This is a genomic window from Streptomyces violens (assembly GCF_000717745.1).
Lineage (GTDB): Bacteria > Actinomycetota > Actinomycetes > Streptomycetales > Streptomycetaceae > Streptomyces > Streptomyces violens.
In genome coordinates this window covers 42,385-56,859 of the sequence record NZ_JOBH01000022.1, presented here as the reverse complement: position 1 = coordinate 56,859, position 14,475 = coordinate 42,385, and the positions used below count along the sequence as shown (strand labels likewise).

Genomic DNA, 14,475 nt, shown 5'->3' with positions numbered 1-14,475 from the left:
GGCGATAGGCTCGTCCGGACGCGCGGATCCGGGGGAGGACGCATGGACGCCACCGACGGCATATCGACGCCGTCCCGCAAGATCGGCATAGCGGTCGCGGTGGCGGCCCTGCTGGTGACGGTGTACTCGCTGATCTCCCTGCTCACCGCCGGACCCCAGGTGTACGGGCCGCAGGACACCGTCATATCCGTCGCCCCCGGCGAGCGCTTCTCGATAGAGCTGGAAGACAACCCGAGCACCGGCTACCGCTGGGCCGTCTCGTCCCCGTCGCCCGACCCGCAGGTGCTCAAGCCGGCCGGCAGCCACTACGAGGCGAACGAGCCGGTGGTCGCGGGCTCCGGCGGCACCCGCTACCTGGAGTTCCAGGCCGTCCGCGCCGGCCGGACCGAGCTGGCGCTGCGCCACTGCTTCCAGTGCGGCACCGAACGCGCCGAGAGCGACGGCGGCGAGCAGCTCGCCTTCCGCATCACCGTGACCGACTGACGCGCCTCCTCCGTGACCGGCCGACGCGCCTCCGCACCGGGGGAACCGGCGGGGCACGGGCGGCCCGGAAGTCCGCTGGTTAGCATGAGTGAGCGGCCGGCCGCCGACCACGGCCCGCCGGACACGACGCCTCACGGGGAGCTGAACCGCCAATATGTCTGGACCGAGCCCGCTGCGTTCGCGGCTGGAGCTGCTGGGCCGCGAAATCGTGAAGTTCGGCGCGGTGGGCGGAGCCGGTGTGCTGGTCAACCTCGTGGTCTTCAACCTCGTGCGGCACACCACGGAGCTGCCCGTGGTGCGGGCCGGGATCGTCGCGACGATCGTCGCGATCCTCTTCAACTACGTCGGCTTCCGCTACTTCACCTACCGGGACCGCGACAAGAGCCGCCGCACCAAGGAGCTGGCGCTCTTCCTCTTCTTCAGCGCGGTCGGCCTGGTGATCGAGAACGGCATCCTCTACGCCGCGACGTACTGGTGCGGCTGGAACACCCCGCTGCAGAACAACGTCTTCAAGTTCCTCGGCATCGGCATCGCCACGCTCTTCCGCTTCTGGTCCTACCGCTCCTGGGTCTTCCGGGCGCTGCCGGCCAAGGAGGCGGTGGAGACCGCCGAGTCCTTCCTCACGGAGAAGGGCCGCTCCGAGGCGTCCCGGCGCGGCTCATCGCGGTCCTGACCCGTCCCCCTCGGCCGACGCCGGCCGGTAATGCTCGGACTCCCGGCTGAGGAAGAGCGCGAAGACCGGCGGCTCCTGCTGGAGCAGCTCCAGCCGCCCGCCGTCCGCCTCCGCCAGGTCGCGGGCCACCGCGAGCCCCAGGCCCGTGGAGTTCCGGCCGCTCACCGTCCGCTCGAAGACCCGGGAGCCCAGGTCGGGCGGTACACCGGGGCCGGCATCCGTGACCTCGACGACGACCTGGTTCCCGGTGACCCGGGTACGCAGCGCCACCGTGCCGTCACCGTGCATCAGCGCGTTCTCGATCAGGGTCGCGAGCACCTGGGCCACCGCGCCCGGCGTCCCGACGGCCCGCAGATGCTTCTTGCCCGAGCGGACGATGGCCCGGCCCGCGCTGCGGTACGCCGGGCGCCACTCCTCGATCTGCTGCTTGACGACCTCGTCCAGGTCGAAGGCGACGGCGGAGCCTGAGCGCGGGTCGCGGGAGTTCGTCAGCAGCCGCTGGACGACGTCGCTGAGCCGGTCGACCTGCCCCAGCGCGATCGTCGCCTCCTCCTTCACCGTCTCCGGGTCATCGGTGAGGGTGATCTCCTCCAGCCGCATGGACAGCGCGGTCAGCGGCGTACGGAGCTGGTGGGAGGCGTCGGCGGCGAGCCGGCGCTCGGCGGTCAGCATCCGCGCGATCCGCTCGGCGGAGGCGTCCAGCACGTCGGCGACCCGGTCCAGCTCGTGCACGCCGTACCGGCGGTGCCGGGGCCTGGGGTCGCCGGAGCCGAGGCGCTCGGCGGTCTCGGCGAGGTCCGTGAGCGGGGCGGTCAGCCGGCGGGCCTGCCGTACGGCAAGGATCACGGCCGCCACGATGGCCAGCGCCGCGACCGCCAGGATGATCAGCAGCGTGCGGCCGATCTCGGCGCTGACGGCGGAGCGGGGCTCCTGCACGGTGACGGTCTCGCCCTGCTCACCGTGGACGGTGGAGGCGATGACGTCGCCGGAGGGCCGGCTGCCGATCTGTACGGGGGCGTGGCCCGGCACCTCGATCAGCGCGTACCGGTCTGTGGTGATCTGTTCCGACAGCACCTCGGCGGTGATCTTCTCGCCGCCGCTCAGTCGGCTCTCGACCATGCCCACCAGGCGCACGGCCTCCGCCCCCACGCTCTCCTGGGCCCCCGCCTGGATGGTGCGGGTCTCCACGATGACGAGCGAGACGCCGAAGACGGCGATCACGACGAGCACCACGGCGAGGGTGGAATTGATCAGTCGGCGGCGCACGGTGCCCTCCCGGGCGGGGTGGTGGTTCTGGGGGAGAGCTTCAGCTCTTCTCGAAGCGGAAGCCCACCCCGCGCACGGTGGCGATGTACCGCGGGTTGGCCGCGTCGTCGCCCAGCTTCTTCCGCAGCCAGGAGATGTGCATGTCGAGCGTCTTCGTCGAGGACCACCAGGTGGTGTCCCAGACCTCGCGCATCAGCTGATCGCGGGTCACCACCCGGCCGGCGTCCCGCACCAGCACCCGCAGCAGGTCGAACTCCTTCGCCGTGAGCTGCAGTTCCTCCTCGCCCATCCAGGCGCGGTGGGACTCCACGTCGATCCGTACGCCATGGGTGGCCGGCGGCTGCTGGGGCTCGGCGGTCGTGCCGCGGCGGAGCAGGGCCCGGACCCGCGCGAGCAGTTCCGCCAGCCGGAAGGGCTTGGTGACGTAGTCGTCGGCGCCGGCGTCCAGGCCGACCACGGTGTCCACCTCGTCCGCGCGGGCCGTGAGGACCAGGATCGGGAAGGAGTGGCCTTCGTTGCGCAGCCGGCGGGCGACCTCCAGGCCATCCATACCGGGCAGGCCCAGGTCGAGTACGAGCAGGTCGATATTGCCCTGCAGACCGGCGTCGAGCGCCGTGGGGCCGTCCTCACGCACCTCGACTTCGTAACCCTCACGGCGGAGTGCGCGGGCCAGCGGCTCCGAGATGGACGCGTCGTCCTCGGCGAGCAGTACACGGGTCATGGCCCGATGGTAGTCCGACAGGTCACGGCCCCGATGCCCCTCCGGGGGTCCCGGGCTGCGGCGGTGGGCGCACCGCCCGGTTCCCCGCGCCGGGTGTGACCGTTGTCTCACTGAGCCCTACCTAAGCTACGCGCGTCGTACAGTGGCAGGAACGTCCGTTGTACACCCCGGGACCATGACGCTCATTTGACGTCACGGTCCCTGTTGTGTGCGGGGCCGGCACGACCGGACCCGCGGGCAAATGACCTCCTAGACCGGGTCCATCGCACGTAAAACGGGGGCGTGGATTCCGGTGTACGGCCGTCCTGTCGATTCCTCTCTCCACAGTGGTGTCGCACCCTCCTACCGGGCGTGGGCGGGCGGACGGCACTGCGCCGGTGCCGGTCAGCCGACCCGGGCGCGCAGCCCCACCTGTGCGTCCCGATCACCCAAGGATCGACCATGGCGTCCAGCCTGACGAAGGATTCCCCAGGGCAGGGAACCCCTGCCGGCGGCAAGACCTTCTTCGGCCACCCCCGCGGACTGGCCACCCTGTTCATGACCGAGATGTGGGAGCGCTTCAGCTTCTACGGCATGCGGGCCCTGCTGACCGTCTACTTGCTTTCCGGTGGCCCCGATGCGAAGCAAGGCAGCCTCGGCGGCGGACTGGCCATGGACTTGGCCACGACGACGGCCATCTACTCCATCTACATGGCCATGGTCTACCTGCTGACCATGCCCGGCGGCTGGCTCGCCGACCGGCTCTGGGGCCCCCGCAAGACGGTTGCCGTCGCGGCGGTCGTCATCATGCTGGGCCACCTCACGCTGGCCGGTCCCGGCGAGGGCTTCTTCTTCACGGGCCTCTGCCTCGTGGCCCTCGGCTCCGGCCTGCTGAAGGCCAACATCTCCACGATGGTGGGCCACCTCTACGACGGACCGAACGATCCCCGTCGTGACGGCGCCTTCACGATCTTCTACATGGGGATCAACGTCGGTGCCTTCCTCGCCCCGCTGATCATCGGCACCGTCGGCCAGACCGTGAACTGGCACCTCGGCTTTGCGATCGCCGCGATCGGCATGGGCCTGGGCCTGGTCCAGTTCCTGCTCGGCACCAAGCACCTGAGCCCGGAGAGCAACAGGGTCCCCACCCCGCTCACCGCCGAGGAGCGCAACTCCTGGCTGCGCAAGGGCCTGACCTGGCTCATCGTTGCCGCTGTCTTCTACGGCGTGGTCGTCTTCACCGGTCACTTCACCCTGAACTGGGCGATGATCCCGCTGAGCGTGCTCGGCATCCTCGTCCCGGCCGGTGTCCTTCTCCGCATCAAGCGCGACAAGGAGCTGTCCCAGAGCGAGCAGAGCAAGATGTCCGGGTACATCTGGTTCTTCATCGCCGCGGCCGCTTTCTGGATGATCTACGACCAGGGCGGTTCCACCGTCCAGGCCTTCGGCGAGACCAAGGCCTCCGGCTCGCTGCTCGGCTTCTCGTTCCCCTCCACGTGGTACCAGTCGCTGAACCCGGTGTTCGTCATGGCGCTGGCCCCGGTCTTCGCCTGGCTCTGGCTGTGGCTGAACCGGAAGGGCAAGGAGCCCAGCACCATCCTGAAGTTCGTCGCCGGTCTGTTCCTCATCGGCGTCTCGTTCTTCTTCTTCCTGGTCCCGATGGGCATGGCTGCCAGTGGTACGGCCGTCAGCCCGATGTGGGTGCTGGGCATCTACCTGATCCAGACCGTCGGTGAGCTCTGCCTCTCCCCGGTGGGTCTCTCGCTGACCACGAAGATGGCGCCGGTGAAGTACGCCAGCCAGATGATGGGCATCTGGTTCCTCGCGAACACCGCGGGCGACTCCGTCACCAGCCTGCTGTCCATCGGCGGCGTCGACATGAGCGGCTCGGGCGCGGTCCTGATCGAGGCGATCCTCGCGGCTCTCGCGGCGTTCGCGATCTACATGTACCGCAAGAAGGTCCGGACGCTCATGGGCGAGATCCACTGACGCCTCACCCACGGAACAACGGCGGCGGGCCGGCACGAATCGCTTCGTGCCGGCCCGCCGTCTCTGTCTGTCGGCTACTTGGTCACGACCCGCATGCTCCGCAGGAAGCTCCGGGTGCTGCACTTCACGTGCGACTTCTTGCCCGGCGACACCCACGGCCCGTAGAAGTCCCAGGGCACGGCGTGCTCCTGCCCTGCTCCCACGCCGCGGATGACGTCGCAAGTGAGCACGACGCGGTGCTTGTGCACCTTCTTGCCCGACTTGGACTTCTTGCACTGCGACCGGCCGGTCGGCCGGCCCCAGTCGAGGTGGCCGATGACCACCTTGCACTTGTACTTCGCGCCCGCGGCCTCGGCGGTACCCGCCGAGGCCAGCGTCAGCCCGGTGGTCATCATGATCGCCGCGAGAGCGCTGGTGGCGACCTTCTTACCTACGTTCACGTGTTCCCCAGTTTTTCTTGTGGTCAGTGCCCAGGGGGCACGTGAGTCACCCTATAAAGAATGATCTACATGTCCACGTCATTGGCCACGGCCATTTGAGTGGCGCCCCGGCCGGGCCGGGAGAGCCGGACCAGGGCGCGGTAACGATCGGCGTATGCGCCGAGGGAGTGTGTGGGCCGGGGTGTGCGGGGTCCTGGCCGCCGTGTGCCTGACGGTCCCGCAGGGGGGTCGGGCGGTCGGGGCGCCGGATGCCGCGTTCAAGGGGACGTACTCCTACGGTCCCCAGAAGCGGCAGACCATCGGGGCCTACCGGACCGCCGGCACGGACGTCCGGCCGGTGGTGATGATCCTGCACGGTGGGTACTGGGCGCGGGACTCCGACTGGAGCGGGTGGGCCCGGAAGCTGGCGGCGCGCGGGTTCGTCGTCTTCGACGTGGACTACCGGCTCAACACCGACGCGCGCTGGCACGCGCAGCGCACCGACGCGCTCGCCGCGCTGCGCTGGATCCGCGCGCAGGCCGTCCGCTTCCGGGCCGATCCCCGGCGGATCGTGCTGCTCGGCTCGTCGGCGGGCGGACAGATCGCGGCGAACACCGCGGAGTACACCGCCGGCACGGCCGAGCGGCCGGCGGGGGTGATCGCGCTGTCGCCGGTGGCCGATCCGTATCTGGCCTGGCGGGACGGCGCGCGCTCCGGCGCCTCGGCCGCCCAGCGCCGGCTGCGGCGCGAGGCACAGAAGCTGGCGGGGTGCGATCCGAGGAAGGCAGTCACGTGCCGCGCCGTGTGGGACGACATGGCAGCGCGGACCTGGGCGCCCGGAGGCCCGGAGCGGCCCGGCGGGCCCGGTATGCCGATGCTGCTGATGCACTTCGCGCACGACTTCGTCCCGGTGGCGCACTCCCGGGGCCTCGCGAAGGCCGAGCCGCAGGCCACGGTCTCGGTCCTGCCGGGCACGGGCCACGGCATGAAGGCCCTCACCCGGCCCGCGGTCGAGCGCCGGGTGCTGGCCTGGCTCATGGCGCGGGTGGAGCGGTCGGCGGACCGCGCGTAGCACGTACGGAGCGGAGATCCGTACGTCCTACGCGGATCACCGGCCGCCCGGCCGTCAGCGCCGCAGGTAGCGGCGCGGCATGAAGGTGAAGACGGCGCCGCCGAGCAGGATCACCGTGCCGGCGATCAGGCCGAGCGCCTGCAGGCCGCCGTGATCCTCGGCTCCGGTGTCGGCGAGCCCGCCGGAGCCGCCCGCCGCGCCCGCGGCCCCGCCGCTGCCTCCCGTACCACCGGTACCACCCGTCGCGGCGCCGCCCGAGTCGCCGCCCGAGGACGTGCCGCCGCTCGCGCCGCCCGGCTGGGCGCTGGTGTCCAGCTCCAGGGAGACGCCCGGGTCCTTCTCGGGCGTGCAGGTGGTGGTGGTCCCCATCGCCTTGACCGTCAGGACACCGGGCGTGAGCGTCGCCTTACCGCTCGCGCCGGGCTTGTAGGTGCCCTTGAGGTCGGGGATCTCGATGGGCTCGCCGGACTTGATCGGCTCCTTGTTGGTGGGCCCCTCGACGTGCACCGTGCCCTTGTCCACGCCGCCCAGCTTCACCTCCATCGACGGCTTGACCGAGTCCTTGGGGATGTCGGCCGGGCTGTCCATCACGGACTTGCGGAACTTGACGGTGAGGTCGAAGTCGCCGCCCTTCTTGGTGCCGTTGATCTGCACCGGCGAGGTGGCCTTCTTGTCCCCGATGGGCGTCTTGCAGGCGTAGGGGACCTGGACTTCCTTGCCCTTGTACGCGGTGCCGTCGGGGTCGCCGTTGCCGCCGCCGCTCGCTCCTCCGGAGCCGCCCGTACTCCCGCCCGTACCGCCACCCGTACCGCCGGAGTCACCGCCCGAGGCGCCCCCGGACGAGGACGACCCGCCCGACGAGGAGGTGCCACCCGACGAGGACGTGCCGCCCGAGTCCGACCCGCTGCCGTCCGTCACCTTGATCGTGAGCGCGGGCTCCACCTCGCCCTTGGGCGCGCACTTGGTGTCCGTCGAGACGGGCTTGTTGACGTTGATCGTGTACGCGCCCGGGGTCAGCGTGACCTCGCCCGGCTTCTCCAGCTTGAGCTTGCCCGTCATGTCGGGGAGCTGCATCGGGCTGTTCTTCGGGATGGGCGGGTTCTGCCGCGGGCCCTCCATCGGGACGTCGCCGGTCTGCGCGCCGCCCGCCTTGAGCACGCCGGTCGGCTTCACCGTGTCCTTGCCCAGGTCCAGTACGTCCGGGTTCTTCGACGCGGCGCCGACCGTCTTCCACACCACCTCGACCGTGTCGCCCACCTTCGCCGTGGCGGGCGCGGTGATCTCGACCTTGGTGGTGCCCTGCACCGGGTCCAGGCCGGAGATCGGCGGCGGGATGCACTCCGTCAGGTACGACACGGCAGCCGCCGGGCCGGGTACCGGGGCCGCCGCGGCGGTGCCGGACACCGCCACCAGGCCCGCGCCCGCGAGCATCAGCGCGCTCCCGGCCGCGGCCGCTCTCCTCCGTTGCCTCATCACAGGGAACCTTTCGACGTCGGTCGCTCGGTGAGTGTGGTGACGGACGGTGCGGTGTCCGGGGTGAACCAGGGCAGGCCGGCCGGCGCTTCGTCCCCCGCGCCGCCCTGGGCGGAGCGGTCGCGCGGCCGTACCTTGTCGACGATCGCCATGCCGATGCGGAAGACCGCGGCCGGCACCACGACGCAGAGCAGGATCCAGAAGAGCGTCACGCCCCACGGCCGGCCGACCTGCCAGGGCTGCTCGGCCAGGACCTTGCCGCCGTACTTCACGGCGACCGTGTAATCGCCGTGCGCGCCGGCCGCCAGCTCGACCGGCAGCGTGACCTGCGCTTTCCTACCGGCCTGGAGGGTGCCCCGCCACTGCTGGTCCGCCCACTGCGGGGCGAGGACGCCGTGCCGGGCGCCGACCTTGAAGACCGGGTTCTTCGCGGGCTCGGCGCCGAGGTTGCCGACCGTGAGGACCAGCTCGCGCTGCGGCGGCGCGCCGAACCAGGTCAGCAGGCCCGAACTGCCGCGCAGCCGGGCGGGCGCCAGCACGGCCAGCCGCCCGCCGCCGGTCCGCTCGGGCAGCGGGGCCACGGGGTGCCCGGCGACGGTGAACGGGGCGTCCGCCGCCGCGGCCCGGCCGGTCACGGTGGCGACGTGTACGACGCACGGACACGGCTTCGGCGGCTCGGCGACCGGCAGCTTGATGCGGAAGCGGCCGTCCTTGCCGGTGGTGACGGCGCGGCCGTCGCCGTTGGCGCAGGCGTTGGTGCCGCCGATCATGTTCTGCCCGCAGATCAGCAAGGTGAGCAGCGCCTTGGGGCGCCATCCGGCGCCGGTGACCGTGATCGAGCCGCCCTTGCCCGCCTGCCGCTGGGAGAGCTCGACGGCGGGGCGGCCGTCATCGGCGGCGCGGACCGTACCGGCCGGAGGAAGGACGAGGAGCAACGCGGCAACGGCGGCTGCCCAGGGGGCGCTTCGCCACCGGCCACCCGACACCAAGCCCGTACGTACTCCGCTCATGCCGTCACCCCCGTCGTCAACTCCCGTACCGGGACGCCCTCTTGGTCAGGTGTCTCGTCCGCACCCCTCCGACGCCGTCGCCTCAGGAACCACCCGCCCACCACAGCGCCGCCCCCGGCGCACACCAGCCCGACCGCGCCCCACGGCACCGCCGTGTACGTGGCGCGGCCCGTGCCGTGCGCGCCGCCCGCCGCGGTGGCCATGACGGTCACGTCCACGGAGTCCAGCGCGGGCGGGTCCGGCCAGACCTCGGTACGGGTGATCCGGCGGCCCGGCGGCAGTTCGGCGGGCAGCCGGTGCGCCGGGCGGCGCAGGGCGGTCCCGAGCAGCCCGTCGGCACGCACCGCGACCCGCGGATCCAGCGTCGTATTGCCGCGGTTGACCAGGTCGTACCGGATGACGGCCGCGCCGTCGCGCTCCCCCACCGACACGTTCTCCACGGTGAGCGCGGACAGCGTGGGACCGCTGACCCGCAGATGGATGCGTACGGCGCGCTCGGCCCCGCGCCGGTCGCGCACCCGGAGCGCGGCCGGGTGGTCGCCCGGTGCCGTGCCCGCCGGCACGGTGACGGTGAACGGCACCTCCGCGCGGGTACGGGCCGGTACCTCGACGGTCTTCGCCGCGGTGACGATCCAGGCGCCGGCTCCGGGCCCGGAGTTCCCGGTCACCGTGAACGTCCGCGCGCGGCCTGTGGGGTTGGTGAGTGCGAGCCGGTCCGTGAGGACGCTGCCGGGGCCGCCCTCCAGGTAGAAGTACGGCCGCTCGTGCGTGCCCGCGGGCGCCGCGCGCCAGCCGCCCGCCGCCGCTGCGGACGGTGGCGCGCACAGCAGCACGGCGACGGCCAGCGCGGCAGCGCCCGCGGCCACGGCACGGATACGGCGGGACACCGGCACTCAGACCCGCTGCTGCCGACGCCGCGTCAGCCAGAGCGTCCCCGCGACCCCGGCGAGCAGCACCGTGCCGCCGAGCGTGCCCAGCGCGACGGCGTCGTCGGCGGGCCCGGTCTGCGGCAGCTCACCGCCCGGTGCGGCCGGCCCGCCGCCGGTGCCCTTGACGTCCAGGGAGAGCGCCGGCTTCGGATCGTTGCTGGGTGTGCAGGTCGTGGTCGTGCCCAGCGCCTTGATGGTGAGCGTGGAGGCCGTGAAGGTGACCTTGCCGCTCTTCTTCGGTGTGTACGTACCGCTCAGATCGCTGATCTTGATCGGGGTGTTGGCGGGGATCGCCTTGTCGTTGGGCGGGCCGCTCACCGGTACGTCACCGGTCTCCGCGCCGCCGAGCTTGATCAGCGCGCTCGGCTTCATCGCGCCCTTGCCCAGCTCGACGGGGCTGGAGGAGACACCTTTCTGGAAGGACATCACGAGCTTGTAGCCGTCGCCGGACTCGGTGGACTTGATGTCGATGGGCGAGACGGCGCCCTTGTTCCCGATCGGCGTCTTGCACTGGTAGTCGACGTCGACGACTTCGGCGTGCGCGGCGGGGGCCGCGAAGAGCACCGACGCCGCGGCGGTGAGCAGCACGGCCGCCGCCGGTCCTGCCGGGCCCGTGCGGCGCCGGCTGCGCTGGGCGTTGAAGCGGGCCACCTCGATCTCCCCTTCTCCCGGTGAGCGCACCGCCGGAAGTTACTGACGGCACATCAGATTGGGCGTCAAGGTACGCCGGGGGCCTCGGAGAAGGAAGAGAGAGCACACAAGGAAAGCCGCCCCGCGGGGCGGCTCGAGCGATACGGGAAGGCGGCGGCCGGGTCTGGGGCACCGCCCACTCCCTACGACGGAGCAGCCAGCTCCGCCCATACGGTCTTGCCCGTGCCGTCGGGGTTGCGGACGACCCCCCAGTCCAGGCAGAGCCGCTGCACGATGAACATGCCGTGGCCGCCGGGGCGGCCGGCGCGGTGCGGGGTGCGCGGGGCCGGCGAGCCGGTGCCCAGGTCGGTGACCTCCAGGCGCAGCACCTTGGCATTGCAGCGCAGCCGCAGCTCCTCCGGGCCCTCGGCATGCAGGCAGGCGTTGGTGACCAGCTCGGAGACGACGAGCAGGACGTCCTCGGCGGCGGCGCGCTGATCGGCGCCCGCGGCCGGCAGCCAGCCCCAGTCGTGCAGCGCCTGCCGGGCGAAGTCACGACCACGGGCGACAGCGCCACGGGCGCCTGCGAGACGCAGCCTGCGGACCTGACCGGCCGGGACGGTGGCCGGGGAGACGGCGGCGGCGCCGGCGTTCCCCGAGTCCGGGCCCAGATCGCCCGGCGGGTACGGCCGGGTGGTGCTCATCAGCGCTTCACCTCACCGATTCGCCTTTTCACGGATGACGGATACCTGACGGGTTCAAAAAGATTCAGATGTCTCCTGCCCGGCCGGACCGTGAGAACACCCACTTCTTGGGGACGGAAGTTGTGAGGGAGCCAACGTGATCGGAAACGGTCCTTCCGGGAACCGTCCGCCACTGCCGCCCCCCACGCATCCGGCTCAGCCGGCGACAAGCGCCGCGTCAACCGTGTCGTGCACGGTGAAGACCGCTTCGGCGCCGGTGATCTCGAAGACCCGGGCCACCACCGGCTGCATCGCCGCCAGGTGCACCCCGCCGCCTTCGGCCTCCACCCTCAGCCTGGCCCCCAGCAGAACGTTCAACCCCGTGGAATCCATGAACTCCAGTTGCGAACAGTCCACGACCAGTCGCACATAGCCATCATCCGCACAACTGTCGAGTGACTCGCGCAACAACTCCGCGGTGTGGTGATCCAACTCACCCGCCGCGGTGACGACCGCACTGGCGCCGTGATGGCGGACCCCGACGTGGAGCCGTCCCCGGCTTGCACTGCCGACCGTCCCACGGTCCATGCGCGCGCACCCCTCTTGCTGTCTCGGCGTCTGGATTTGCTTACGACTGCGCACGTCGAAGCCTACGCCTTTGAGGGGCGGGCTGACACCCGAACAATGCGCGTACTAACACAAATACGGACAACACGCACTTGCCATCTTCAGGTGAACCCGGGTAGGCGTATAAGGAACACATTCGACTCGGCCGGCTTTGGAGGCGCCGCAGACCGCAGCTTCACGTACAGGCATCGGCAGCCATATGCCGAGAACGATGGAGGACACCATGTCACCCCGGCTCGACGAAGTGCGCACCGACCAGACCACGGACAACGCGTCGTCGACATCCCTGTCCGAACAGATCCCTGCCCAGCACCTGCCGATCGATGCAACCGGATTTCCCGGGATGCCGGAGATCGACGGCCTGCCCGAGATTCCGCCGTACGACGAGGTCGGACCGGTGGACGCGCGGGCGCTCTCCAAGACGCTCTTCGGGCGCCTGGAGACCCTGGAAGAGGGCACGCACGAGTACGCATACGTCCGCAACACCCTGGTAGAGCTCAACCTCGCCCTGGTGAAGTTCGCGGCCTCCCGGTTCCGCTCCCGCAGCGAGCCGATGGAGGACATCGTCCAGGTCGGCACCATAGGGCTGATCAAGGCGATCGACCGCTTCGAACTGGACCGCGGCGTAGAGTTCCCCACCTTCGCCATGCCGACCATCGTCGGCGAGATCAAGCGTTTCTTCCGTGACACCAGCTGGTCGGTACGGGTCCCGCGGCGCCTTCAGGAGCTGCGCCTGGACCTGGCCAAGGCCGGTGACGAACTGGCGCAGAAGCTCGACCGCGCACCCACCGTGAGCGAGCTGGCCGCACGCCTGTCCATCAGCAAGGACGAGGTCGTCGAGGGGATGGCCGCGAGCAACGCGTACACCGCGAGCTCGCTGGACGCCCAGCCGGAGGAGGACGACACCGAAGGTGCGCTGGCGGACCGCATCGGCTACGAGGACCACGGACTCGAGGGCATCGAGTACGTCGAGTCCCTGAAGCCGCTGATCGCGGAGCTCCCGCCGCGCGACCGCAAGATCCTCTCGCTCCGCTTCGTCGCGAACATGACGCAGTCGGAGATCGGCGAGGAGCTGGGCATCTCGCAGATGCACGTCTCCCGCCTGCTGTCCCGCACCTTGGTCCGGCTCCGCAAGGGCCTGATGATCGAGGAGTGAGCCGCCGCGGTCACGGCGTCCTGTACGGCTGACCGCGCGGAGGAGGGCCGGCCCCGAGTACCTCGGGGCGGGCCCCCTTTCGCTTTTCCGGGACGTTCAGCTCGCTTTTGCTGGGTGTACAGCGCCCCCGTGGGGGATTTCCGCCTGCCGCCGCTCCTGGGCTGCTCAGGCGGCGCGTACGCCCGCTCGCCAGACCTCTGTGACGAGGGGCACGCCCGGGCGGTACGCGAGGTGGACGTGGGACGGGGCGTCCAGGAGGGCCAGGTCGGCGCGGGCGCCGGGGGTGATGCGGCCCACGTCGGTACGGCGCAGGGCCTGCGCGCCGCCCGCCGTCGCCGACCAGATCGCCTCGTCGGGGGTCATCTTCATGTCCCGCACGGCGAGCGCGATGCAGAAGGGCATCGAGGACGTGAAGGACGAGCCGGGGTTGCAGTCCGTGGAGAGGGCGACCGTGGCACCCGCGTCCAGCAGCCGGCGGGCATCGGGCCACTCCGCACGCGTGGAGAACTCCGCGCCGGGGAGCAGCGTCGCCACCGTGTTGCCCTGGGCCAGCGCGTCCACGTCCGCGTCCGTGAGGTGCGTGCAGTGGTCGGCGGAGGCCGCGTCCAGCTCGACGCCGAGCTGCACGCCGGGCCCGTAGGAGAGCTGGTTGGCGTGGATGCGGGGCAACAGGCCGCGCTCCTTGCCCGCGGTGAGGATCGCGCGGGCCTGGTCGCCGTCGAAGGCGCCCTTCTCGCAGAAGACGTCGATCCAGCGGGCGTGCGGGGCGCAGGCGTCCAGCATCGGGCCGGTGACGAGGTCCACGTACCCGGCCGGGTCCTCGGCGTAGTCCGGGGAGACGATGTGCGCGCCGAGGTAGGTGACCTCGTCGGTGTGCGAGGCGGCGATGCGCAGCGCGCGGGCCTCGTCCTCGACCGTGAGGCCGTAGCCGGACTTGGTCTCGAAGGTGGTGGTGCCCTGGCGCAGCGCCTCCGCCATGTACTGGGCGACGTTGGCGGAGAGCTCCTCGTCGGTGGCGGCCCGGGTCGCGGCGACGGTCGTACGGATGCCGCCGGCCGAGTAAGCGCGCCCCGACATCCGGGCGTTGAACTCCTGCGTGCGGTCGCCGCCGAAGACCAGGTGGGAGTGGGAGTCGACGAAGCCGGGGATGGCGGCCCGGCCGCCCGCGTCGTGGACGGTGTCGGCGGCCGGCGCGCGGCCGCTGGGCCCCACCCAGGCGACGCGGTCGCCCTCGATGACGACGGCGGCGTCCTCGATCAGGCCGATCGGGCCGGCGCCGAGCGCCGGGTCGTTGGTGACCAGGCTGCCGATGTGCGTGATGGCGGTGGACATGCTGGGTTCCGGTTCCTCTCGGGGTGGGTGCTC

15 protein-coding genes are annotated in these 14,475 nt (G+C 71.3%); 5 read left to right on the top strand and 10 right to left on the bottom strand.

The features are described from left to right. The first annotated feature begins 42 nt into the window (after positions 1-42). Both IF04_RS0132070 and IF04_RS0132065 read left to right on the top strand, forming a co-directional pair. Positions 43-483 carry a protease inhibitor I42 family protein gene (locus tag IF04_RS0132070; protein ID WP_051831761.1) on the top strand — a complete coding sequence of 147 codons (441 nt, stop codon included), beginning with the start codon at positions 43-45 and terminating at the stop codon, positions 481-483. Between the two features lie 154 nt (positions 484-637). Further along, positions 638-1,156, top strand: coding sequence for a GtrA family protein (locus IF04_RS0132065; RefSeq protein WP_030265949.1), 519 nt, complete (start codon positions 638-640; stop codon positions 1,154-1,156). Here the strand turns inward: IF04_RS0132065 and IF04_RS0132060 are convergent. After that, positions 1,142-2,422, bottom strand: coding sequence for an ATP-binding protein (locus IF04_RS0132060; RefSeq protein ID WP_030265946.1), 1,281 nt, complete (start codon positions 2,420-2,422; stop codon positions 1,142-1,144). The genes IF04_RS0132065 and IF04_RS0132060 overlap by 15 nt on opposite strands. Before the next feature lie 40 nt (positions 2,423-2,462). Further along, complete coding sequence (locus IF04_RS0132055; protein WP_030265943.1) at positions 2,463-3,143, bottom strand: response regulator transcription factor; 681 nt, start codon at positions 3,141-3,143, stop codon at positions 2,463-2,465. Between the two features lie 441 nt (positions 3,144-3,584). On the opposite strand from IF04_RS0132055, the gene IF04_RS0132050 reads away from it, so the two are divergent. Then, complete coding sequence (locus IF04_RS0132050; protein WP_030265940.1) at positions 3,585-5,111, top strand: peptide MFS transporter; 1,527 nt, start codon at positions 3,585-3,587, stop codon at positions 5,109-5,111. Positions 5,112-5,185: 74 nt separating this feature from the next. Here IF04_RS0132050 and IF04_RS0132045 read toward each other — a convergent pair whose 3' ends face one another. After that, a complete protein-coding gene (locus IF04_RS0132045; RefSeq protein WP_030265936.1) occupies positions 5,186-5,551 on the bottom strand; it encodes a hypothetical protein in 366 nt (121 codons plus the stop codon). A 154-nt stretch (positions 5,552-5,705) separates the two neighbouring features. Here IF04_RS0132045 and IF04_RS36225 point away from each other — a divergent pair, with 154 nt between their 5' ends. Further along, positions 5,706-6,602, top strand: coding sequence for an alpha/beta hydrolase family protein (locus IF04_RS36225; protein ID WP_063829561.1), 897 nt, complete (start codon positions 5,706-5,708; stop codon positions 6,600-6,602). A gap of 54 nt (positions 6,603-6,656) precedes the next feature. On the opposite strand, the gene IF04_RS39400 is transcribed toward IF04_RS36225, so the two are convergent. From IF04_RS39400 to IF04_RS0132010, 6 genes are all read right to left on the bottom strand, one after another. Continuing rightward, the gene (locus IF04_RS39400) at positions 6,657-8,075 is read right to left on the bottom strand and encodes a hypothetical protein (RefSeq protein ID WP_078601064.1); all 1,419 of its coding nucleotides are present in this window, start codon (positions 8,073-8,075) and stop codon (positions 6,657-6,659) included. Continuing rightward, positions 8,075-9,085, bottom strand: a complete 1,011-nt coding sequence (locus IF04_RS0132030; RefSeq protein WP_051831759.1) for a hypothetical protein — start codon at positions 9,083-9,085, stop codon at positions 8,075-8,077. Before IF04_RS0132030 ends, IF04_RS39400 begins: the two co-directional genes overlap by 1 nt. Continuing rightward, on the bottom strand, positions 9,082-9,972 hold the full coding sequence (locus IF04_RS0132025) for a COG1470 family protein (protein ID WP_078601071.1): 891 nt from the start codon (positions 9,970-9,972) through the stop codon (positions 9,082-9,084). Before IF04_RS0132025 ends, IF04_RS0132030 begins: the two co-directional genes overlap by 4 nt. 6 nt (positions 9,973-9,978) lie before the next feature. Continuing rightward, complete coding sequence (locus IF04_RS0132020; protein ID WP_030265921.1) at positions 9,979-10,665, bottom strand: LPXTG cell wall anchor domain-containing protein; 687 nt, start codon at positions 10,663-10,665, stop codon at positions 9,979-9,981. Positions 10,666-10,847: 182 nt separating this feature from the next. Then, positions 10,848-11,348, bottom strand: a complete 501-nt coding sequence (locus IF04_RS0132015) for an ATP-binding protein (RefSeq protein ID WP_030265918.1) — start codon at positions 11,346-11,348, stop codon at positions 10,848-10,850. A gap of 195 nt (positions 11,349-11,543) precedes the next feature. Further along, the gene (locus IF04_RS0132010) at positions 11,544-11,915 is read right to left on the bottom strand and encodes an STAS domain-containing protein (RefSeq protein ID WP_030265916.1); all 372 of its coding nucleotides are present in this window, start codon (positions 11,913-11,915) and stop codon (positions 11,544-11,546) included. 262 nt (positions 11,916-12,177) lie between these two features. On the opposite strand from IF04_RS0132010, the gene IF04_RS0132005 reads away from it, so the two are divergent. Beyond that, complete coding sequence (locus IF04_RS0132005; protein WP_030265913.1) at positions 12,178-13,110, top strand: RNA polymerase sigma factor SigF; 933 nt, start codon at positions 12,178-12,180, stop codon at positions 13,108-13,110. Positions 13,111-13,275: 165 nt separating this feature from the next. On the opposite strand, the gene hutI is transcribed toward IF04_RS0132005, so the two are convergent. Next, positions 13,276-14,442, bottom strand: a complete 1,167-nt coding sequence (gene hutI / locus IF04_RS0132000; RefSeq protein ID WP_030265911.1) for an imidazolonepropionase — start codon at positions 14,440-14,442, stop codon at positions 13,276-13,278. Positions 14,443-14,475: the final 33 nt, after the last annotated feature.